28 protein-coding genes are annotated in these 21,468 nt (G+C 67.1%); 26 read left to right on the top strand and 2 right to left on the bottom strand.

The window, feature by feature from the left end:
• The first annotated feature begins 73 nt into the window (after positions 1-73).
• On the top strand, positions 74-3,964 hold the full coding sequence (locus ACO0LV_RS02615) for a DNA-directed RNA polymerase subunit beta' (protein WP_424786314.1): 3,891 nt from the start codon (positions 74-76) through the stop codon (positions 3,962-3,964).
• A gap of 77 nt (positions 3,965-4,041) precedes the next feature.
• Here ACO0LV_RS02615 and ACO0LV_RS02610 read toward each other — a convergent pair whose 3' ends face one another.
• Positions 4,042-4,965, bottom strand: a complete 924-nt coding sequence (locus tag ACO0LV_RS02610; RefSeq protein ID WP_424786313.1) for a ChbG/HpnK family deacetylase — start codon at positions 4,963-4,965, stop codon at positions 4,042-4,044.
• On the bottom strand, positions 4,962-6,392 hold the full coding sequence (locus ACO0LV_RS02605; protein WP_424786312.1) for an MFS transporter: 1,431 nt from the start codon (positions 6,390-6,392) through the stop codon (positions 4,962-4,964). Before ACO0LV_RS02605 ends, ACO0LV_RS02610 begins: the two co-directional genes overlap by 4 nt.
• A 557-nt stretch (positions 6,393-6,949) precedes the next feature.
• Here ACO0LV_RS02605 and rpsL point away from each other — a divergent pair.
• From rpsL to rpmD, 25 genes are all read left to right on the top strand, one after another.
• On the top strand, positions 6,950-7,324 hold the full coding sequence (gene rpsL / locus ACO0LV_RS02600) for a 30S ribosomal protein S12 (RefSeq protein ID WP_424786311.1): 375 nt from the start codon (positions 6,950-6,952) through the stop codon (positions 7,322-7,324).
• Positions 7,324-7,794 carry a 30S ribosomal protein S7 gene (gene rpsG, locus ACO0LV_RS02595; RefSeq protein WP_424786310.1) on the top strand — a complete coding sequence of 157 codons (471 nt, stop codon included), beginning with the start codon at positions 7,324-7,326 and terminating at the stop codon, positions 7,792-7,794. Before rpsL ends, rpsG begins: the two co-directional genes overlap by 1 nt.
• Before the next feature lie 72 nt (positions 7,795-7,866).
• Positions 7,867-9,969 (top strand): elongation factor G, encoded by a 2,103-nt coding sequence (gene fusA, locus ACO0LV_RS02590; protein ID WP_424786309.1) that lies wholly within the window; start codon positions 7,867-7,869, stop codon positions 9,967-9,969.
• Positions 9,970-10,091: 122 nt separating this feature from the next.
• A complete protein-coding gene (gene tuf / locus ACO0LV_RS02585; RefSeq protein WP_424786308.1) occupies positions 10,092-11,282 on the top strand; it encodes an elongation factor Tu in 1,191 nt (396 codons plus the stop codon).
• Positions 11,283-11,432: 150 nt separating this feature from the next.
• The gene (locus ACO0LV_RS02580) at positions 11,433-11,801 is read left to right on the top strand and encodes a hypothetical protein (protein WP_424786307.1); all 369 of its coding nucleotides are present in this window, start codon (positions 11,433-11,435) and stop codon (positions 11,799-11,801) included.
• Positions 11,802-12,139: 338 nt separating this feature from the next.
• Positions 12,140-12,448, top strand: a complete 309-nt coding sequence (gene rpsJ, locus ACO0LV_RS02575; protein WP_424786306.1) for a 30S ribosomal protein S10 — start codon at positions 12,140-12,142, stop codon at positions 12,446-12,448.
• Positions 12,449-12,458: 10 nt separating this feature from the next.
• Entirely contained in the window at positions 12,459-13,124 is a 666-nt protein-coding gene (gene rplC / locus ACO0LV_RS02570; RefSeq protein ID WP_424786305.1) for a 50S ribosomal protein L3, read from the top strand.
• A gap of 5 nt (positions 13,125-13,129) precedes the next feature.
• On the top strand, positions 13,130-13,813 hold the full coding sequence (gene rplD, locus ACO0LV_RS02565; protein ID WP_424786304.1) for a 50S ribosomal protein L4: 684 nt from the start codon (positions 13,130-13,132) through the stop codon (positions 13,811-13,813).
• Between the two features lie 11 nt (positions 13,814-13,824).
• A complete protein-coding gene (gene rplW, locus ACO0LV_RS02560; RefSeq protein WP_424786650.1) occupies positions 13,825-14,115 on the top strand; it encodes a 50S ribosomal protein L23 in 291 nt (96 codons plus the stop codon).
• 39 nt (positions 14,116-14,154) lie between these two features.
• Positions 14,155-14,991 (top strand): 50S ribosomal protein L2, encoded by an 837-nt coding sequence (gene rplB / locus ACO0LV_RS02555; RefSeq protein ID WP_424786303.1) that lies wholly within the window; start codon positions 14,155-14,157, stop codon positions 14,989-14,991.
• A gap of 15 nt (positions 14,992-15,006) precedes the next feature.
• Positions 15,007-15,288, top strand: a complete 282-nt coding sequence (rpsS, locus tag ACO0LV_RS02550) for a 30S ribosomal protein S19 (RefSeq protein ID WP_424786302.1) — start codon at positions 15,007-15,009, stop codon at positions 15,286-15,288.
• 52 nt (positions 15,289-15,340) lie between these two features.
• The gene (gene rplV, locus ACO0LV_RS02545; RefSeq protein ID WP_424786301.1) at positions 15,341-15,712 is read left to right on the top strand and encodes a 50S ribosomal protein L22; all 372 of its coding nucleotides are present in this window, start codon (positions 15,341-15,343) and stop codon (positions 15,710-15,712) included.
• Positions 15,712-16,569, top strand: a complete 858-nt coding sequence (gene rpsC, locus ACO0LV_RS02540) for a 30S ribosomal protein S3 (protein ID WP_424786300.1) — start codon at positions 15,712-15,714, stop codon at positions 16,567-16,569. Before rplV ends, rpsC begins: the two co-directional genes overlap by 1 nt.
• A gap of 3 nt (positions 16,570-16,572) precedes the next feature.
• A complete protein-coding gene (rplP, locus tag ACO0LV_RS02535; protein ID WP_424786299.1) occupies positions 16,573-16,992 on the top strand; it encodes a 50S ribosomal protein L16 in 420 nt (139 codons plus the stop codon).
• The gene (gene rpmC / locus ACO0LV_RS02530; protein WP_424786298.1) at positions 16,992-17,234 is read left to right on the top strand and encodes a 50S ribosomal protein L29; all 243 of its coding nucleotides are present in this window, start codon (positions 16,992-16,994) and stop codon (positions 17,232-17,234) included. Before rplP ends, rpmC begins: the two co-directional genes overlap by 1 nt.
• A 14-nt stretch (positions 17,235-17,248) precedes the next feature.
• Complete coding sequence (gene rpsQ / locus ACO0LV_RS02525; RefSeq protein WP_424786297.1) at positions 17,249-17,557, top strand: 30S ribosomal protein S17; 309 nt, start codon at positions 17,249-17,251, stop codon at positions 17,555-17,557.
• A 91-nt stretch (positions 17,558-17,648) separates the two neighbouring features.
• Entirely contained in the window at positions 17,649-18,017 is a 369-nt protein-coding gene (gene rplN / locus ACO0LV_RS02520) for a 50S ribosomal protein L14 (RefSeq protein WP_424786296.1), read from the top strand.
• 3 nt (positions 18,018-18,020) lie between these two features.
• Positions 18,021-18,368, top strand: coding sequence for a 50S ribosomal protein L24 (rplX, locus tag ACO0LV_RS02515; protein ID WP_424786295.1), 348 nt, complete (start codon positions 18,021-18,023; stop codon positions 18,366-18,368).
• Positions 18,365-18,949 carry a 50S ribosomal protein L5 gene (gene rplE / locus ACO0LV_RS02510; protein WP_424786294.1) on the top strand — a complete coding sequence of 195 codons (585 nt, stop codon included), beginning with the start codon at positions 18,365-18,367 and terminating at the stop codon, positions 18,947-18,949. The genes rplX and rplE overlap by 4 nt, the downstream gene beginning before the upstream one ends.
• Before the next feature lies 1 nt (position 18,950).
• Positions 18,951-19,136, top strand: coding sequence for a type Z 30S ribosomal protein S14 (locus ACO0LV_RS02505; protein ID WP_424786293.1), 186 nt, complete (start codon positions 18,951-18,953; stop codon positions 19,134-19,136).
• A 56-nt stretch (positions 19,137-19,192) separates the two neighbouring features.
• Complete coding sequence (gene rpsH / locus ACO0LV_RS02500) at positions 19,193-19,591, top strand: 30S ribosomal protein S8 (protein ID WP_424786292.1); 399 nt, start codon at positions 19,193-19,195, stop codon at positions 19,589-19,591.
• 16 nt (positions 19,592-19,607) lie between these two features.
• Positions 19,608-20,147 (top strand): 50S ribosomal protein L6, encoded by a 540-nt coding sequence (gene rplF, locus ACO0LV_RS02495; protein WP_424786291.1) that lies wholly within the window; start codon positions 19,608-19,610, stop codon positions 20,145-20,147.
• Between the two features lie 3 nt (positions 20,148-20,150).
• Positions 20,151-20,522 carry a 50S ribosomal protein L18 gene (gene rplR, locus ACO0LV_RS02490; protein WP_424786290.1) on the top strand — a complete coding sequence of 124 codons (372 nt, stop codon included), beginning with the start codon at positions 20,151-20,153 and terminating at the stop codon, positions 20,520-20,522.
• Between the two features lie 37 nt (positions 20,523-20,559).
• Positions 20,560-21,288, top strand: coding sequence for a 30S ribosomal protein S5 (gene rpsE / locus ACO0LV_RS02485; RefSeq protein ID WP_424786289.1), 729 nt, complete (start codon positions 20,560-20,562; stop codon positions 21,286-21,288).
• Complete coding sequence (gene rpmD, locus ACO0LV_RS02480; protein ID WP_424786288.1) at positions 21,285-21,467, top strand: 50S ribosomal protein L30; 183 nt, start codon at positions 21,285-21,287, stop codon at positions 21,465-21,467. Before rpsE ends, rpmD begins: the two co-directional genes overlap by 4 nt.
• Position 21,468 lies beyond the last annotated feature (1 nt).

The raw sequence follows: 21,468 nt of genomic DNA, 5'->3' as shown, positions 1-21,468 counted from the left end.
CGCGCGATCCGGGCAGGGCGAAGCGGCCCATCGCAAAGTTCCACACGGTGATCCACCGAAGGAAGTAGGAAAAGTGCTCGACGTCAACGTCTTCGACGAGCTCCGTATCGGCCTGGCTACAGCGGACGAGGTGCGCGCCTGGTCCCACGGCGAGGTGAAGAAGCCCGAGACCATCAACTACCGGACCCTCAAGCCGGAGAAGGACGGGCTGTTCTGCGAGAAGATCTTCGGTCCCACCCGGGACTGGGAGTGCTACTGCGGAAAGTACAAGCGGGTTCGTTTCAAGGGCATCATCTGCGAACGGTGTGGTGTCGAGGTCACCCGCTCCAAGGTGCGCCGCGAGCGGATGGGCCATGTCGAGCTCGCCGCCCCGGTGACCCACATCTGGTACTTCAAGGGTGTGCCCTCCCGCCTGGGCTACCTGCTGGACCTGGCCCCGAAGGACCTGGAGAAGGTCATCTACTTCGCGGCGTACATGATCACCTGGGTCGACGAGGAGGGCCGGCACGAGGACCTGCCCAGCCTGCAGAACGAGATCGACCTGGAGGCCGAGCAGATCACCAAGCAGCGTGATCTGAACATCGCCCAGCGCGGTGAGAAGCTCGAGGCCGACCTGGCCGAGCTCGAGGCCGAGGGCGCCAAGGCCGACGCACGCCGCAAGGTCAAGGACTCCGCCGAGCGGGAGATGGCCCAGATCCGCAAGCGCGCCGACGCCGAGCTGGAGCGCCTGGAGCAGATCTGGGACCGGTTCAAGAACCTCAAGGTCGCCGACCTCGAAGGTGACGAACTGCTCTACCGCGAGCTGCAGAGCCGCTACGGCACGTACTTCGAGGGCTCGATGGGCGCCGGTGCTATCCAGAAGCGCCTGCAGTCCTTCGACCTGGAGGCCGAGTCCGAGGCACTGCGTGAGGTGATCCGCACCGGGAAGGGCCAGCGCAAGACCCGGGCCCTGAAGCGACTGAAGGTCGTCAACGCGTTCCTGACCACCACCAACTCGCCCGAAGGCATGGTGCTGGACTGCATCCCGGTGATCCCGCCGGACCTGCGCCCGATGGTCCAGCTCGACGGTGGCCGGTTCGCCACCTCGGACCTGAACGACCTGTACCGCCGGGTGATCAACCGGAACAACCGGCTCAAGCGGCTGCTGGACCTGGGTGCCCCGGAGATCATCGTCAACAACGAGAAGCGGATGCTGCAGGAAGCCGTGGACTCGCTGTTCGACAACGGTCGCCGTGGCCGGCCGGTCACCGGACCGGGGAACCGCCCCCTGAAGTCCATCTCGGACATGCTCAAGGGCAAGCAGGGCCGGTTCCGGCAGAACCTGCTCGGCAAGCGCGTGGACTACTCCGGCCGGAGCGTCATCGTGGTGGGTCCGCAGCTCAAGTTGCACCAGTGCGGCCTGCCCAAGCAGATGGCCCTGGAACTGTTCAAGCCGTTCGTGATGAAGCGGCTGGTAGACCTCAACCATGCCCAGAACATCAAGTCCGCCAAGCGGATGGTCGAGCGTGCCCGCTCGGTCGTGTGGGACGTGCTGGAGGAGGTCATCACCGAGCATCCGGTGCTGCTGAACCGTGCACCCACCCTGCACCGCCTGGGCATCCAGGCGTTCGAACCGCAACTGGTCGAGGGTAAAGCGATCCACCTGCACCCGCTCGTGTGCGCGGCCTTCAACGCCGACTTCGACGGTGACCAGATGGCGGTGCACCTGCCGCTGTCCGCCGAGGCTCAGGCCGAGGCCCGGATCCTGATGCTGTCCAGCAACAACATCCTCAAGCCCTCGGACGGACGTCCGGTGACCATGCCCTCGCACGAGATGATCGTCGGGCTGTTCCACCTGACCACCGCCCAGCCCGAGGGTGTGGGTGCCGGCCGCACCTTCTCCTCCATCGCCGAGGCGATCATGGCATTCGACGCCGGTGATCTGGCACTGGGTGCCCCGATCGGCATCCGGATGACGGACCTGGTGCCCCCGACCAGCGGTTGGGACGCACCGGAGGGGTGGAGCGAGGGCGACTCGGTCACCTTCCCCACCACCCTGGGCCGGGCGCTGTTCAACGAGGCGCTACCGGTGGACTTCCCGTACGTGAACTCCCTGGTGAACAAGCGGCTGCTGTCCTCGATCGTGAACGACCTGGCCGAGCGCTACCCGAAGGTGGCCGTCGGGGCCAGCCTGGACGCGCTCATGGACGCCGGGTTCTACTGGGCCACCCGTTCGGGTGTCACCATCGCGATCTCCGACGTGGTCGCCCCGCCGACCAAGAACGAGATCCTGGCGGCCTACGACGAGAAGGCCGCCAAGGTCCAGGCCCAGTACAACCGCGGTCTGATCACCGACGACGAGCGTCGTCAGGAACTGATCGAGATCTGGACCCAGGCGACCAACGAGGTGGACGAGGCGATGCGGGTGCACTTCCCGCAACTGAACCCCGTGTACCGGATGGTCGACTCCGGCGCCGCCGGTAACTGGATGCAGGTGCGTCAGGTCGCCGGTATGCGTGGGTTGGTGGCCAACCCCAAGGGTGAGATCATCCCGCGTCCGATCAAGTCCAACTACCGTGACGGACTGTCGGTGCTGGAGTACTTCGTGGCCACCCACGGTGCCCGGAAGGGCATGGCCGACACCGCGCTGCGGACGGCTGACTCGGGGTACCTGACCCGGCGCCTGGTGGACGTCTCCCAGGACGTCATCATCCGCGAGCACGACTGCGGCACCGAGCGTGGGTTGACGCTGAAGATTCTGGAGACCGCACCGGACGGCGCCACCTGGCTGGCCGACACCGTGGAGACCTCGGTGTACGGGCGCTCCCTGGCCGGCCAGGTCACCTCCGCCGACGGCCAGGTGCTGGGTGAGAACGGTGACGACGTCGGTGACGTCCTGATCAGCAAGCTGCACGCCGTCGGGGTCACCGACCTCAAGGTCCGCTCCGTGCTGACCTGTGAGTCCCGCGTGGGCACCTGCGCTACCTGCTACGGACGCTCGCTGGCCACCGGTAAGCTGGTCGACATCGGTGAGGCCGTCGGCATCATCGCCGCCCAGTCCATCGGTGAGCCCGGTACCCAGTTGACCATGCGTACCTTCCACACCGGTGGTGCGGTCAGCACCGAGGACATCACCCAGGGTCTGCCCCGTGTGACCGAGTTGTTCGAGGCCCGCACCCCCAAGGGTGAGGCACCGATCAGCGAGGTCGCCGGACGAGTGGCGATCGAGGAGACCGAACGCTCCCGCAAACTCGTCGTCACCCCCGACGACGGCAGCGAGGAGATGTCCTACCCGGTCACCAAGCGTTCGCGTCTGCTGGTCGCCGACGGCGATCACGTGGCCGTCGGACAGCAACTCGTGGTCGGTGCGGTGGACCCGAAGAAGGTGCTGCGCATCCTCGGCCCCCGTGCGGTGCAGAAGCACCTGGTGGACGAGGTGCAGGAGGTCTACCGCTCCCAGGGCGTGGACATCCACGACAAGCACATCGAGGTCATCGTGCGCCAGATGCTGCGCCGGGTGACCGTGCTGGACTCCGGGGACTCCAGGCTCCTGCCCGGCGAGCTCTCCGAGCGCACCGTGTTCGAGGACGAGAATCGCCGGACCGTTTCCGAAGGTGGCCAGCCCGCCTCCGGACGGCCCGAGTTGATGGGGATCACCAAGGCCTCCCTGGCCACCGATTCCTGGTTGTCCGCGGCCTCCTTCCAGGAGACCACCAAGGTCCTCACCGAAGCCGCGATGAGCGGACGCTCGGACTCCCTGCGTGGCCTGAAGGAGAACGTCATCCTCGGTAAGCTCATCCCCGCCGGCACCGGACTGCCCCGCTACCACAACGTGCGGGTCGAGCCCACCGAGGCGGCCAAGGCCGAGTTGTACCCGAGCTTCGGTTACGACGAGATCGACTACGGTCCGGCCGGCGACGGCGGCGAGTCCATCGCGCTGGAGGAACTGGATCTCGGGCAGGGGTACGAGGCGCCGTACCGCTGACCTCCTGCTCGACACTGAACGGCCCGGCACCGACACAGGTGCCGGGCCGTTCGTTGTTCGCCGCCGGTAGCGGCTCCTCAGGTCCGGATGTTCGCCGCCGCCAGGTCGTGGTGCAGGTCGCCGGAGACCAGCAACTGATACTCCCAGACGCGTTTGCGTGAGTCCGCAGCGCCGGAACCGGGGTGAGTCGCGCCGTCGCGGCCATGCTCGCCCGAACGAGACGTCCCGACCGGAGTGCGCCCGCCCGGGTGGGACCCGCTGCGGTGCGCCCGACCGCCGGGGCGGGTTCCGCCGTCGGGGGCCCGGCCGCCGGGGCGGGCCCCGTCGTCGCCGGCTCGGCTGCCCGGGTGAGTCCCGTCGTCGTCGGACTCGGTCCCGGAAGGGACAGCAGGGTGCAGGAAGACCTCGCTGCGGCCGGCCGGCAACTGGGCCATCAGGGCCCGGTAGTGGGCGCGCAGGTCGCCGTAGCCGGAAATCTCCTGCCCCGGCCGGAAGTCGGTGCAGATCGCCTCGGGCAGGACGACCCCGGCCTCGTCCGCCGCTGCCAGGAGCGCCGCGTGTCCCTCGGTGCCGTCGGCGAACCCCGGGGGCAGCACGCGGGGCAGCCGCAGCGGCACCCGGTGCGCGGCCGCCACCGCCAGCGCCTCGACGAGTACCCCGCCCGGACGCAACGCCTCCGCGCCCACCCCGTACAACGCGGCCGTGTGCAGGTCCAGGTGCGACGGTGTGCGGCCGTGGCGGACCATCCGGTCCCACTGGCGCTCGATCTCGGCGTGGATCTGCTCGCCGGTGGCCCCGGCAAGCATGGCCGGCGCCAGGGCCACGTGAAGACCGACGGCGATCGGCACCTGGGCTTCGAGGGCCGCCGCGGCATGGGGTGCCTCCACCAGCACCGAGGCGGCGTGCAGCCGACCGGAGACGCCCAGTTCGATGATCGCGGCGTTGATGGCGGGGTCGAGGCCGAAGTCGTCGGCGGTGATGGTCACGGAGCGGGCCGTCATCGGCTGCTCGGGTCCGTTCCGGTACGGGGAGTGGCCGGCTCCTCGACGGCCTGCTCCGACGGGCGCGCGCCGGCCTGCTCCGGTCCGGGCACCAGCGCTACCTCGGAGATTGCGGGGCGTTGGAACCGGACGAACACCGACAGCACCACGGCCGCCGACACCGCTAGGGCCGGCATGTAGGAGATCAGGAAACGGGCCGCGTCGCCGGGCCGCTCGCCGGGGACATCCCCGCTGATGAACCCGTACCGAGCCTCCACCAGCAGGAACGCCAAGCCGATGAAGGCGGCATTGAGCCGGTTGAAGAACCCGAACGCGGCCAGGAACATCCCTTCGCGGCGCTGCCCGGTGCGGGCGGTGTCCTCATCCAGCAGCCGGGCCACGATCAGGTCCATCGTGGCCATCACCCCGGAGTAGCCCAGCCCGACGCCCAGCCCGTAGGCGATCGCCGTGGCCAGGGATTCGGCCCGGGACAGGTTCAGCAGCGCCAGCGCCAGCGTGAGCAGCGCGATCCGCCAGACGAGTTCGGGTCCGAAGCGCCGCACCAGCAGCGTCCAGAGCGCCAGGCACAGCACCGAGGAGCCGATCACCGCAGCGAGCAGATAGGTGGCGTAGGCCAGATCCAGGTCCAGGGTGAAGGTGACGAAGAAGGACACCGCGGCCAGCACCAGTGCCATCCCGGAGGAGTAGGCCCCCGAGGTGAGCGCGATCAGCCAGAACTTGCCGTTGCTCGCCATCGCCTTGATGGAGGCGACGATCCTGGGGCGGTCGGTGCCCAGTGCGGCCGGGTCCTCCCGGGCACCGAGTGCGGAGAAGGTGATCACCACGGCGGCCACGACCCCGAACACCACCGCCACGCTCACGTAGCCGAAAGCGTCGACCAGCATCGGGGAGGCGGCCACCGAGATGATCATCGCGAGCAACTGGAAGCCCTGGCGCATCCCGTTCGCCAGCGCACGGCGCTTCTCGTTCCGGAACAGTTCGGGCAGCAGCGCGCCGTAGTTGGCGTTGATCATCGAGTCGGTGGTGCCGGTGATGATGGTGAAGACGGCGAACCAGACCACCAGAGCAGTGCCGGTGAGGGCATCGGGGGGCCAGAAGAAGCAGATCAATCCGATCGCCAGGGCCGGAGTGGCCAGGACGATCCACGGCTTGCGGCGTCCGAAGCGGGTGCGGGTCCGGTCCGACAGGAAGCCGTACACCGGGTTGTCCAGGGCGTCGATGGCGGCGTAGACGCCCATGGCCGCAGCGAAGGCCCTGCCGTCCATGCCCAGGGCCACCACGTAGAAGTAGGTACCCAGGGTGTTGAACATGTTGATCGGGATGGAGGTGCCGAACATCCCGACGGCGTAGCGGGCCGGGGAGGTGGCACGCACGCCCGGTCCAGGGGCGCCGGCGCCGTCGGGAGCCGGCCCGCTCGGTCGCGCCATGGTGATCCTCACCTCGGTGGGTGCGCCCGCTGCGAACCCGTCCAGAGCACGATAGCCCGCCGGGTCGTCGCCGGCGGAGGGGTTGGGGCATGCGGTGCGGCGCGTTGCGCCGCACCGCAGCGGTGGAGCCACTAAGGTGTTGTCTGTCGCCGCCGAACGACCGTGGCGAACGACCGGGTACGGTTCCCGTCGCCCGGGCGTCGAGGTCGTTCACCGGCGCGCCACAGGGCGGGAAGTGGTCAAGACCACAGCCCGCAGGCACGATGACGCCTTTGACCATGCCGGGCGCGGGGAGTACTCTTGTCGCCAGTGCCCGCTTCGTCGGGCCTTTGCGTGCGTGCGCAGGCATGTGTGGATGAGCCATTCATCCACCGAGTCGGCCGCCAGGTATGTCGCACCTGCCGACACCCACCGGGATCGTTCTCACGGTGGCGCTGTGGTGCCGGGGCTCGACACACCCGAGCGCGGGGGTCCAACGGGGTGGAATGCCGGAACCGCCGGCAACGATCGGCAGATCACCCCCCACGAAGCAACCGAATTTTCGAGACGGAGATTAAGTGCCCACCATCCAGCAGTTGGTCCGCAAGGGCCGCAGCACCAGGACCGGTCACGGCAAGACGCCGGCCCTGAAGGGAAGCCCGCAGCGACGTGGCGTGTGCACGCGTGTGTACACCACCACCCCGAAGAAGCCGAACTCCGCGCTGCGTAAGGTCGCGCGTGTGAAGCTCTCCAGCGGTATCGAGGTCACCGCCTACATCCCGGGCGTGGGTCACAACCTGCAGGAGCACTCCATCGTGCTGGTCCGTGGCGGTCGTGTGCGTGACCTGCCGGGTGTGCGCTACAAGATCGTGCGCGGTGCGCTGGACACCCAGGGTGTGCGCGGCCGTCAGCAGGCTCGTAGCCAGTACGGCGCCAAGAAGGAGAAGAAGTAATGCCTCGTAAGGGCCCAGCGCCGAAGCGGCCGGTCGTCGCCGACCCGGTCTATGACTCCCCGACCGTGACCCAGTTGGTCAACCGGGTCCTGGTGGACGGTAAGAAGTACACCGCCCAGCAGATCGTCTACGGGGCGCTCGACGGCGTCCGGGACAAGACCCAGACCGAGCCGACCGTGGTGCTCAAGCGGGCACTGGAGAACGTGCGCCCCACCCTGGAGGTGCGTTCGCGCCGCGTGGGTGGTGCGACCTACCAGGTGCCGGTCGAGGTCCGCGCGAGCCGCCAGACCAACCTGGCGCTGCGCTGGCTGGTCGACTACGCCCGGGCGCGCCGGGAGAAGACCATGACCGAGCGTCTGATGAACGAGATCCTGGATGCCTCCAACGGACTGGGTGCCGCGGTGAAGCGCCGTGAGGACACCCACCGCATGGCCGAGTCCAACAAGGCGTTCGCCCACTACCGCTGGTAGACGCCACTTCCGGGGCCGGTCCGCCGGCACCGATGATTGACCTGAGCTCAGACGACTAAGAAGAGAGCAAACGTGGCACTCGACGTGCTGACCGACCTGAAGAAGGTCCGCAACATCGGCATCATGGCCCACATCGATGCCGGTAAGACCACCACCACCGAGCGCATCCTGTTCTACACCGGGGTGAACTACAAGATGGGTGAGACGCACGATGGTGCGTCCACCACCGACTGGATGGACCAGGAGAAGGAACGCGGCATCACGATCACCTCGGCCGCGGTGACCAGCTTCTGGGACGGCACCCAGATCAACATCATCGACACCCCCGGGCACGTGGACTTCACCGTTGAGGTGGAGCGCTCCCTGCGGGTGCTCGACGGCGCGGTGACGGTCTTCGACGGTAAGGAGGGCGTGGAGCCCCAGTCGGAGACGGTGTGGCGTCAGGCGGACAAGTACGACGTGCCGCGCATCTGCTTCGTCAACAAGATGGACAAGCTCGGTGCGGACTTCTACTACACCGTGCAGACGATCGTTGACCGCCTCAAGGCCAAGCCGCTGGTCATCCAGTTGCCGATCGGTGCCGAGAGCGACTTCGAGGGCGTCGTGGACCTGGTGAAGGAGCGCGCGCTGACCTGGCGCGGGGAGACCTCCCTGGGTGAGGCCTACGAGGTCGAGGATATCCCGGCGCACCTGGCCGACAAGGTCGAGAAGTACCGCAGTGAACTGATCGAGGCGGTGGCCGAGTCCGATGAGGAACTCCTCGAGAAGTACCTCAACGGCGAAGAGCTCACCGTGGCCGAGATCAAGGCAGGTATCCGCAGGCTCACCCTGGCCGGCGAGGCCTACCCGGTGCTGTGCGGCTCTGCGTTCAAGAACAAGGGCGTGCAGCCGATGCTGGACGCGGTCGTGGACTACCTTCCCTCGCCCCTGGACGTGCCCGCCATCGAGGGGCACGCCGCCGGGGACCCCGACAAGGTCATCGAGCGCCACGCCGACGCCACCGAGCCGTTCTCGGCGCTGGCGTTCAAGGTTGCCTCGCACCCCTTCTTCGGCAAGCTGACCTACATCCGGGTGTACTCGGGCACGATCGCCTCGGGCCAGCCGGTGATGAACTCCACCAAGGGCAAGCGGGAGCGGCTGGGCAAGCTCTTCCAGATGCACTCCAACAAGGAGAACCCGGTGGACTCGGTCTCGGCCGGACACATCTACGCCGTCATCGGCCTGAAGGACACCACCACCGGCGACACCCTCTCGGCGATGGACTCACAGGTGGTGCTGGAGTCGATGACCTTCCCCGAGCCGGTGATCTCGGTGGCCATCGAGCCCAAGACCAAGAGCGACCAGGAGAAACTCTCCGAGGCGATCCAGAAGCTCGCCGAGGAAGACCCCACCTTCCAGGTGCGCCTGGATGAGGAGACCGGCCAGACCGTGATCGCCGGAATGGGCGAGTTGCACCTGGACATCCTGGTGGACCGGATGCGGCGGGAGTTCAAGGTCGAGGCGAACGTGGGTAAGCCCCAGGTCGCCTACCGCGAGACCATCCGCAAGACCGTGGAGAAGGTCGACTACACCCACAAGAAGCAGACCGGTGGCTCCGGCCAGTTCGCGAAGGTGCAGGTCACCTTCGCGCCGCTGGACACCGAGTCCGGTGAGATTTACGAGTTCGAGAACAAGGTCACCGGTGGTCGCATCCCGCGGGAGTACATCCCCAGCGTCGACGCCGGTATCCAGGACGCCATGCAGGTCGGTGTCGTGGCCGGCTACCCGATGGTGGGCGTGAAGGCGACCCTCCTGGATGGTCAGTTCCACGACGTCGACTCTTCGGAGATGGCGTTCAAGATCGCTGGTTCCATGGTCTTCAAGGAAGGCGTCAGGCTGGCCAGCCCGGTGCTGTTGGAGCCAGTGATGGATGTCGAGGTACGCACACCCGAGGAGTACATGGGTGAAGTGATCGGCGACCTGAACTCCCGTCGCGGCCAGATCCAGTCAATGGAGGACGCGAGTGGCGTCAAGGTTGTTCGAGCCTTGGTGCCGTTGTCGGAGATGTTCGGATACATCGGTGACCTGAGGTCGAAGACCCAGGGTCGCGCGGTGTACGCGATGCAGTTCTCCAACTACGCCGAAGTTCCTCGGAGTGTTGCCGAGGAGATCGTGGCAAAGACCCGGGGCGAGTAGTCCCACTGGTCGACCTGTAACACAACAACCCAAACCGACCCGTAGGATCTGCGAAGCCGGAAAGATCGAGAACCTCGATCCGCAAGCTGCGTACAACTACCCGAGTTCCAGGAGGAACCACAGTGGCGAAGGCCAAGTTCGAGCGGACCAAGCCGCACGTCAACATCGGCACCATCGGTCACGTTGACCACGGCAAGACCACCCTGACGGCTGCCATCTCCAAGGTGCTGGCCGACAAGTACCCCGACCTGAACGAGTTCCAGTCGTACGATCAGGTCGACAACGCTCCGGAGGAGCGTCAGCGTGGGATCACCATCAACGTCTCCCACGTGGAGTACCAGACCGAGAAGCGCCACTACGCGCACGTCGATGCCCCCGGTCACGCTGACTACATCAAGAACATGATCACCGGTGCCGCCCAGATGGACGGCGCGATCCTGGTGGTCGCCGCGACCGACGGCCCGATGGCCCAGACCCGTGAGCACGTGCTGCTCGCCCGTCAGGTGGGCGTGCCCTACCTGCTGGTCGCCCTGAACAAGGCCGACATGGTCGACGACGAGGAGATCCTCGAACTCGTCGAGATGGAGGTCCGTGAACTGCTCTCCAGCCAGGACTTCGACGGCGACAACGTGCCCGTCATCAAGGTCTCCGGCCTGAAGGCCCTGGAGGGTGACGAGAAGTGGGTCAAGTCCATCGAGGAACTGATGGAGGCGGTGGACGAGTCCGTGCCGGACCCGGTGCGTGACACCGACAAGCCGTTCCTAATGCCCGTCGAGGACGTCTTCACCATCACCGGCCGCGGCACCGTGGTGACCGGCCGGGTGGAGCGCGGGACCCTGAACGTGAACGACGAGATCGAGATTCTCGGCATCCGGGCACCGCAGAAGACCACCGTCACCGGTGTGGAGATGTTCCGGAAGTTCATGGACTACGCCGAGGCCGGCGAGAACGTGGGTCTGCTGCTGCGCGGCACCAAGCGTGAGGACGTCGAGCGTGGGCAGGTCATCGCCAAGCCGGGTTCGATCACCCCGCACACCGACTTCGAGGCCCAGGTCTACATCCTGGCCAAGGACGAGGGTGGACGGCACAACCCGTTCTACTCCAACTACCGTCCGCAGTTCTACTTCCGCACCACCGACGTGACCGGCGTGATCACCCTGCCCGAGGGCACCGACATGGTGATGCCCGGTGACAACACCGAGATGTCCGTGGAACTGATCCAGCCGATCGCGATGGAAGAGGGCCTCGGCTTCGCCATCCGCGAGGGCGGGCGCACCGTCGGCTCCGGCCGGGTCACCAAGATCACCAAGTGATCCAGCGCTGGGCGCTCCGCCTGGCACAGTGAGTCCCACAGGGCCCGTCAGCCTCGGCTGGCGGGCCCTGACTCATGCCCGTCCCGTGCCTGCCACGGCGTCGTCGGCAAGCAGGTTGGCGCGGGTGCTGTGAGCACTAGGATCGCTCCCATGTCATGGTTCACCACCGGCAAGCAGGTCAGCCCCACGGCCGCAGAGGCGGAGGCGCTCTGGGATGACGAGCCGCCCGCACCGGGACGGGACACCGGGGTGCTGCGTCTGGTCGGCGCCTTCCAGGTGGCCGGTCAGCCGGTTGTCTTCACCGGCTGGGTGGAGAACGGCACCTTCCGTAAGGGGCAGGGTGTGCTGATCCACGGCAGGTCCGGCTTCGCGCGGGGGGTTCTGGGCGATATCGCCGACGGCCCCAGGAAGGTCAGCGAGATCAGTGCCCGGGCCTACGTGAGTGTGCAGGTGCGCAACTTCAGTGTTCGCCTGGAGATCCTGGGCCTGGACGAGGGGTGTCGGATCACCGGTATCTGACGAACCTCGGCCTGGTCTGGGTCAGGTGTGGCCTATCCCACGGCGGTCAATCCGATCTGCGGCTTGGGTTCTCCACCGTGCTGTGGCAAACTAATCAAGTTGCCTCGTCGCGGGTGATTGATTCGGTGTGCATCTGATGTGAGTCGGTGCGTTCGGGTCCGGAACCGACGAGTAACCAACCAGAAGATCGGCCGACTGCCCTCCGGTAGGCGGACGAACTTCACCAGTCATCTCCGACCATCACCTTTATGGTGCCTGCCGGTGTGGAGTGTTGCGAGAGCGACACGCCCGAGCGCGGGGGTCGGTCAAGCGGTACGAGAGAGAGAGTCAGACGACGCATGGCGGGACAGAAGATCCGCATCCGGCTCAAGTCCTACGACCACGAGGTCATCGACAGTTCGGCGCGCAAAATCGTCGACACGGTGACCCGCGCTGGTGCGACGGTCGTGGGCCCGGTGCCGCTGCCAACCGAGAAGAACGTGTTCGTTGTCATCCGTTCACCGCACAAGTACAAGGACAGCCGCGAGCAGTTCGAGATGCGGACCCACAAGCGGTTGATCGACATCGTGGACCCGACGCCCAAGGCTGTGGACTCGCTAATGCGCCTGGACCTGCCTGCGGACGTCAACATCGAGATCAAGCTCTGAGGACGCACCCATGACTTCACTTCCCCAGGCTTCCGAGCGCCCCATCAAGGCGGTGCTCGGCACCAAACTCGGCATGACGCAGGTGTGGGACGACGAAGGTCGTCTGCACCCGGTCACCGTGGTGCGGGTGGACACCAACGTGGTGACCCAGGTCCGCACCCCGGAGCGGGACGGGTACTCAGCGGTTCAGATCGGCTACGGCCAGATCGACCCGCGCAAGGTGACCCAGCCGCTGCGCGTGCGTGCCGAGAAGTCCGACCTGACTCCTCGTCGCCACGCCGCCGAGTTCCGCACCTCCGACGCCGCTGAGTACAGCGTCGGCCAGGAACTGACCGCGGAGACCTTCGAGACCGGCCAGTTGGTCGACGTCGTGGGCACCACCAAGGGCAAGGGCACGGCCGGTGTGATGAAGCGGCACGGCTTCGCCGGTGCGGTGGCCTCCCACGGTGCGCACCGCAACCACCGCAAGGCCGGCTCCATCGGTGGCGCCGCCACCCCGGGCCGGGTCTTCAAGGGCCTGCGTATGGCCGGGCGGATGGGCCACGAGCGCCAGACCACACAGAACCTGACCGTCCAGGCCGTGGATGCCGACAAGGGCTTGCTGCTGATCACCGGCGCGGTTCCCGGCCCCAAGGGCGGCCTGGTCATGGTCCGTACCGCTGCGAAGGGTGCGTGAACGCCTTGACTACCCAAACTGCTTCCCGAACGGTGGACGTGCTGGACGCCACCGGCAAGGCAACCGGCTCCGCCGAATTGCCCGCCGCCATCTTCGATGCGGCTGCCAACGTCCCGCTGATCCACCAGGTCGTGGTGGCCCAACTGGCCGCAGCCCGCCAGGGCACCCACGCCACCAAGTCCCGCGCCGACGTGCGCGGCGGTGGTCGTAAGCCCTGGCGTCAGAAGGGAACCGGCCGCGCCCGGCAGGGCTCGATCCGGTCCCCGCAATTCACCGGTGGTGGCATCGTGCACGGCCCGGTGCCGCGTGACTACAGCCAGCGCACCCCGAAGAAGATGAAGGCCGCCGCCCTGCGCGGGGCCCTGTCGGATCGGGCCCGCGGGGGTCGTGTGCACGTGGTGAGCGCCTTCGCCGAGACCGATGTGCCCGCAACCAGCACCGCGGTGAGCCTGCTGAACCAGGTGGCCCCCAGCCGGCACGTGCTGGTTGTTCTGGCCCGCGGGGACGACCTGACCTGGAAGTCGCTGCGGAATGCACCCACTGTGCACCTGATCCACCCCGATCAGCTCAACACCTACGACGTCCTGGTCTCCGATGACGTGGTCTTCACCACCGAGGCACTGGAGGCCTTCGTCTCCGGCCGGGCCCCCGGCGCCGGCTCGACGGACACCACTGAGGAGGACCAGTGAGCACGCCGACCATGAACAAGGACCCCCGGGACGTGATCCTGGCCCCGGTGGTCTCGGAGAAGAGTTACAACCTGCTCGATGAGGGCAAGTACACCTTCCTCGTCGACCCGCGTGCGAACAAGACCGAGATCAAGGTCGCGATCGAGAAGATCTTCGACGTCAAGGTCGACAGCGTCAACACCGCGAACCGACTGGGCAAGACCCGCCGGACCCGGTTCGGGATGGGTAAGCGTAAGGACACCAAGCGCGCGATCGTGACGCTGCGCGAGGGCACCATCGACATCTTCGGCGGCGCGGTCTGAGAAGGCCGGCAGCCAGTAAGAGATTGAGGAAGACACTTCATGGCCATCCGTAAGTACAAGCCGACGACACCGGGCCGACGCGGCTCCTCCGTCGCCGACTTCGTCGAGGTCACCCGAACCACGCCGGAGAAGTCGCTGGTCCGACCGCTGAGCAAGAGCGGTGGGCGCAACTCCTCCGGGCGGATCACCGCCCGGCACATCGGCGGCGGTCACAAGCGGGCCTACCGCGTGATCGACTTCCGTCGCAACGACAAGGACGGCGTGCCCGCGAAGGTCGCACACATCGAGTACGACCCGAACCGGACCGCACGCATCGCGCTGCTGCACTACGCAGACGGGGCCAAGCGCTACATCGTGGCGCCGGTCAAGCTCAAGCAGGGCGACATGGTCGAGTCCGGTCCCGGTTCGGACATCAAGCCCGGCAACAACCTGCCGCTGCGGAACATCCCGGTCGGCACCGTGATCCACGCGGTCGAACTCAAGCCCGGCGGAGGCGCCAAGATCGCCCGCTCGGCCGGTTCCTCGGTGCAGTTGGTGGCCCGTGAGGGCGGCAACGCCCAGTTGCGGATGCCGTCCGGGGAGATCCGCAACGTGGACGCCCGCTGCCGCGCCACCGTTGGTGAGGTCGGCAACGCCGAACAGGCCAACATCAGTTGGGGCAAGGCCGGTCGGATGCGGTGGAAGGGGAAGCGTCCCACCGTGCGCGGCGTGGCGATGAACCCAGTGGACCACCCCCACGGTGGTGGTGAGGGCAAGACCTCCGGTGGTCGCCACCCGGTCAGTCCCTGGGGCCAGAAAGAGGGCCGAACCCGCCGTCCGAACAAGCCGAGCGACAGCCAGATCGTGCGCCGTCGTCGCACTGGCAAGAAGCGCTGATAGGGAGCCACGATCATGCCTCGTAGTCTGAAGAAGGGCCCGTTCGTCGACGACCACCTGCAGAAGAAGGTGGACGCACAGAACGAGGCCAACACGAAGAACGTCATCAAGACCTGGTCCCGTCGGTCGGTCATCACCCCCGACTTCCTTGGCCACACCTTCGCGGTGCACGACGGTCGCAAGCACGTCCCGGTGTTCGTCACCGAGTCGATGGTCGGCCACAAGTTGGGCGAGTTCGCCCCGACCCGTACCTACCGAGGGCACGACAAGGACGACCGTAGGGCGCGGCGTCGCTGAGAGGCGCGCCCGAGGACACCGAACACTTGTGATTGAGAAAGCAGGACTAACGATGGAAGCCAAGGCGCAGGCGCGATACGTGCGCGTCACGCCCCAGAAGGCTCGGCGGGTCGTGGACATCATCCGCGGCAAGCAGACCGATGAGGCCCTCGACGTTCTTCGCTTTGCCCCGCAGGCAGTGGCGCAGGACGTGCGCAAGATCGTGGAGAGCGCGATCGCCAACGCCCGCGTCAAGGCGGATGAGCAGTCGGTGGCGTTCAACGCCGGCGACCTGGTCATCTCCCAGGCGTACGTGGATGAGGGCCCGACCCTCAAGCGCTTCCGCCCCCGCGCGCAGGGGCGAGCGAACCGCATCCTCAAGCGCACCAGCCACATCACCGTGATCGTGGCCGATGAGCGTCAGATCAAGGGAGGGCCTCGCTGATGGGCCAGAAGGTACACCCCACCGGATTCCGCCTGGGCATCACCACCGACCACCGGTCGCGCTGGTTCGCTGACTCCACCACCAAGGGCCAGCGCTACCGCGACTACGTGAACGAGGATGTCCAGATCCGCAAGCTGATGGCCTCCGGGCTGGAGCGCGCCGGGATCTCCAAGGTCGACATCGTCCGTACCCGCGACCGGGTGCAGGTGGACCTGCACACCGCTCGCCCGGGCATCGTGATCGGGCGCCGTGGCGCCGAGGCCGACCGCCTGCGCGGTGAGTTGGAGAAGCTCACCGGCAAGCAGGTGCAGTTGAACATCCTCGAGGTCAAGAACCCCGAGATCGACGCCCAGCTCGTGGCCCAGGGTATCGCCGAGCAACTCGCCTCGCGCGTGTCCTTCCGTCGTGCGATGCGCAAGGGCATGCAGTCCGCTCAGCGGGCCGGCGCCAAGGGCATCCGGGTGCAGGTTTCCGGTCGGCTCGGTGGCGCCGAGATGAGCCGGAGCGAGTTCTACCGCGAGGGCCGGGTGCCCCTGCACACGCTGCGCGCGTTCGTGGACTTCGGCTTCTTCGAGGCCCGCACCACGTTCGGTCGTATCGGCGTGAAGGTGTGGATCTACAAGGGCGACCAGACCGAGAAGGAGTTCGCCGCCGCGCAGGCCTCGGCAGCGCCCGCGCGTGGACGCGGCCGTGACCGTGACCGTGGCGAGCGCGGGGGCCGTGGCCGCCGCCCTCGTGAGGGCGCACCGGCATCCCAGCCCGCGCCCGGATCGCAGCCCAGCGAGACTGCGGGCGCTCCAGCCACCGGCCAGGCGGCACCGGCCGCCACCGAGACAGCCACTGAGACGGAGGCCTGAGCCATGCTCATCCCCCGGCGCACCAAGCACCGTAAACAGCACCACCCCAAGCGCTCCGGCGTGGCCAAGGGTGGCACCTCGATCGCCTTCGGTGATTACGGCATCCAGGCCCTGGAGCCTGCGTACGTGACCAACCGCCAGATCGAGGCCGCCCGTATCGCCATGACCCGGCACATCAAGCGTGGCGGAAAGGTGTGGATCAACATCTTCCCCGACCGGCCGCTGACCAAGAAGCCTGCCGAGACCCGCATGGGTTCCGGTAAGGGTTCCCCGGAGTGGTGGGTCGCAAACGTCAAGCCCGGACGCGTGCTCTTCGAGCTCGCCGGTGTTGACGAGGACCTTGCTCGCGAGGCGCTCCGCCGCGCGCAGCACAAGCTCCCGATGAAGACGCGGTTCCTGAGCCGCGAGGGTGGTGACGTCTGATGGCGATCGGTTCCAAGGACCTGATGCCCGATCAGCTCGATGGCATGGACTCCGAGATCCTGCTGGGTGAGCTCAAGAAGGCCAAGCAGGAGTTGTTCAACCTCCGCTTCTCCTCTGCCACCGGGCAGTTGGAGGACCACGGGCGGCTGAAGACCGTGCGGCGCGACATCGCCCGCATCTACACGATCCTGCGGGAGCGCGAACTGGGTATCCGGACCGCGCCGACCGCTGACGCGAAGTGAACGAAGAGGCGACGATGAGCGAAGTCACAGAGACCGCGACGCCACAGGCGCCGGCAGAGGACGCAACCACCGCGCGCGGGTACCGCAAGACCCGTCGTGGCTACGTGGTCAGCGACAAGATGGACAAGACCGTGGTGGTCGAGGTGGAGGACCGGGTCAAGCACCCGTTGTACGGCAAGGTCATCCGCCGCTCCACCCGCGTCAAGGCCCACGACGAGGCGAACGAGGCGGGCGTCGGTGACCTGGTCCGGATCATGGAGACCCGCCCGCTGTCCGCCACCAAGCGCTGGCGGATCGTGTCCATCGTCGAAAAGGCCAAGTGACCACCAGGGATTGATCCCGCTAAGTCCACCAATCCGTTCGGCCAGGCTCGAGGAGTAGTCGAGAACCGGCACGACGACAGGAGTAGAACGAATGATCCAGCAGGAGTCGCGACTCAAGGTCGCCGACAACACCGGTGCCAAGGAGATCTTGTGCATCCGGGTGGTCGGTGGTTCCGGGCGTCGCTACGCCGGCATCGGCGACGTCATCGTCGCCACCGTGAAGGACGCGATCCCCGGCGGGAACGTCAAGAAGGGCGAGGTCGTCAAAGCGGTTGTGGTGCGCACCCGTAAGGAGCGCCGCCGCAACGACGGTTCCTACATCCGCTTCGACGAGAACGCCGCCGTCATCCTGCGGGCCGACGGCGAGCCGCGCGGAACCCGAATCTTCGGCCCGGTAGGCCGTGAGTTGCGGGACAAGCGGTTCATGCGCATCGTCTCGCTCGCCCCGGAGGTGCTGTAAGCAATGGCAAAGATCAAGAAGGGCGACCTCGTCGTCGTCATCTCAGGACGGGACAAGGGTCAGACCGGCCGGGTACTGGAAGTCCAGGCCGAGACCGGACGCCTGGTGGTCGAGGGTGTGCAGCGCGTGAAGCGCCACTCCAAGGTCACCGAGGCCGGCCGCGGCGGCTCGACCGCCGGTGGTATCGAGACCATCGAGGCGCCGATCCACATCAGCAACGTGATGCTGGTCGACCCGGAGACCAAGAAGGGCACCCGGGTCGGCTATCGCAGCGAGCAAGTCGAGCGCGACGGCCGCACGCGTACCGCCCGGGTCCGCGTCGCCAAGCGTTCCGGTAAGGACATCTCATGAGCACCAGTACCGACTCCGCCACCCAGAGCGCAGCCGTGCTGCCGCGGTTGAAGAGCAAGTACCGCCAGGAGATCCTGGGCGAACTGCAGACCGAGTTCGGTTACGGCAACGTCAACCAGGTGCCCGGTCTGGTCAAGATCGTGGTGAACATGGGCGTGGGGGACGCGGCCCGCGACTCCAAGGTGATCGAGGGCGCGATCAGCGACCTCACCCAGATCACCGGCCAGAAGCCTCGTGTGAACCGGGCCCGCAAGTCCATCGCCCAGTTCAAGCTCCGCGAGGGCCAGGCCATCGGCGCCAGCGTCACGCTGCGCGGTGACCGGATGTGGGAGTTCCTGGATCGGCTGCTGACGCTGGCCCTGCCCCGGATCCGCGACTTCCGCGGGCTGCCGCCCAAGCAGTTCGACGGGCACGGCAACTACACCTTCGGGCTGAACGAACAGTCGGTCTTCCTGGAGATCGACCCCGACAAGATCGACCGGGTCCGCGGCATGGACATCACGGTTGTGACCACCGCCGACACCGACGACGAGGGACACTCGCTGTTGCGTCGTCTCGGCTTCCCGTTCAAGGAGAACTGACGTGGCCAAGACTGCACTGATCAACAAGGCCAACCGCAAGCCCAAGTACGGCGTGCGCGCCTACACCCGATGCACCAGGTGCGGCCGTCCGCGCTCGGTGTACCGCAAGTTCGGCCTGTGCCGTATCTGCCTGCGGGAGATGGCCCTGAAGGGCCAGCTCCCCGGCGTGACCAAGAGCAGCTGGTAAGACGACTACGTCGAAGGTCCGGGTAGGAAACCACGACGAGGAAGGGCGCAGAGCCCATGACTATGACAGACCCCATCGCCGACATGTTGACGCGGTTGCGCAACGCCAACTCGGCGTACCACGAGTCGGCTGCGATGCCGTACTCCAAACTCAAGGCCCACATCGCCGAGATCTTGCAGGCGGAGGGTTACATCAGCGACTGGAGCGTCGAGGACGCCGAGGTCGGCAAGACCCTCACCCTGAACTTGAAGTTCGGGCCGAACCGGGAGCGCTCGCTCGCCGGTGTGCGGCGCGTGTCCAAGCCGGGTCTGCGGGTGTACGCGAAGTCCAACAACCTGCCCAAGGTGCTCGGCGGCCTGGGCGTGGCGATCCTGTCCACGTCCTCGGGTCTGCTCACCGACAAGCAGGCCGAGAAGAAGGGCGTGGGTGGGGAAGTCCTCGCCTACGTCTGGTGACGGGAGGGATCGAAACATGTCACGCATTGGAAAGGTCCCAGTAGCCGTGCCCGGCGGCGTCGATGTCAGCATCGACGGCGCTGCGGTCACCGTCAAGGGCCCCAAGGGCACCCTGAACCACACCGTGCCGGACCCGATCACCGTGGTCCGGGACGATGACGGCGCCCTGGTGGTGTCCCGCCCGGACGAGGAGCGGGAGTCCCGCGCCCTGCACGGCCTGACCCGGACCCTGCTGGCCAACCTGGTCCAGGGGGTCACGCAGGGGTACGAGAAGAAACTGGAGATCGTCGGTACCGGTTACCGCGTCGTGGCCAAGGGCTCCACCCTGGAGTTCGCGCTCGGCTTCTCCCACCCCATCACGGTCACCGCCCCCGAGGGCATCACGTTCACGGTGGAATCGCCCACCAAGTTCTCCGTCTCCGGCATCGACAAGCAACAGGTCGGTGAGGTCGCCGCGAACATTCGTAAGCTGCGCAAGCCCGAGCCCTACAAGGGCAAGGGTGTGCGGTACGAGGGCGAGCAGGTCCGCCGCAAGGTCGGAAAGGCTGGTAAGTAAGCCATGGCTGTCTCCATCAAGGGAACCGGGAAGCGGAACGCCCGCGCCCGCCGGCACCTGCGGGTGCGCAAGCGCATCAGTGGCACGCCGCAGCGTCCCCGCCTGGTGGTCAACCGCTCGGCGCGCCACATGGTGGCCCAGTTGGTCGACGACACCACCGGCACCACGCTGGCCTCGGCTTCCACCCTGGAAGCCGACCTGCGCGCCGCGGACGGGGTCAAGACCGACAAGGCCCGCAAGGTCGGCGAACTGATCGCCGAGCGCGCCAAGTCCGCCGGCGTCGAGACCGCGGTGTTCGATCGCGGCGGTAACCGCTACCACGGCCGTGTGGCCGCGCTCGCGGAGGGCGCACGTGAAGGAGGTCTGTCCCTGTGACCGACCGAATCCGCACCGACAAGCAAAGGAATCGATGATGGCTGCACCGCAGCGCAGTAGGAACGAGCGCAGTAGCAGTGGGAGCGCCGACAACCGATCCGAGCGCACTGACTCCCGTGGCGCCGACTCCCGCAGCGGGGGTCGGCGCGACCGCCGCGGTGGCGATGGCCGCCGTGGTGGGAACGAGGAGAAGAACTACGTCGAGCGCGTCGTGACCATCAACCGCGTGTCCAAGGTCGTCAAGGGTGGCCGCCGGTTCAGCTTCACCGCACTGGTCGTCGTCGGCGACGGCGACGGCACCGTGGGTGTGGGCTACGGCAAGGCCAAGGAAGTGCCTGCGGCGATCGCCAAGGGCGTGGACGAGGCGAAGAAGAACTTCTTCCCCGTGCCCCGGATCAAGAACACCATCCCGCACAAGGTGCAGGGTGAGGACGCCGCCGGTGTGGTGCTGCTGCGCCCGGCGTCCCCGGGTACCGGAGTCATCGCCGGTGGTCCGGTCCGCGCCGTGCTGGACTGCGCCGGGATCCACGACGTGCTGTCCAAGTCCCTGGGCTCGACCAACGCGATCAACATCGTGCACGCCACGGTGGCGGCGCTGAAGTCCCTGGAGCAGCCCGAGGCTGTCGCGGCACGCCGTGGCCTGCCCCTGGACCACGTCGCGCCGGCCGCATTGCTGCGCGCCCAGGCCGAGGGCCGTGGGCAGAACGCCGATGATGCGGCCTCGGGTGAAGGTTCGACCGACGCCTCCGCGAGCGTGGCGTCATGAGTGAACTGAAGGTCACCCAGAAGAAGTCCGCGATCGGCGGGCGACAGAGCCAGCGCGACACGCTGCGGAGCCTGGGCCTCAAGCACATCGGTGACACGGTGGTGCAGGAGGATCGTCCGGAGATCCGCGGGATGGTCGACAAGGTGGCCCACCTGGTCACCGTTGAGGAGGTCGAGTAAG

The organism is Pseudactinotalea sp. Z1739, assembly GCF_049725055.1.
Lineage (GTDB): Bacteria > Actinomycetota > Actinomycetes > Actinomycetales > Beutenbergiaceae > CALKWS01.
Note: the sequence above shows the minus strand (reverse complement) of the source record. Positions and strands in the feature narration are given on the sequence as shown.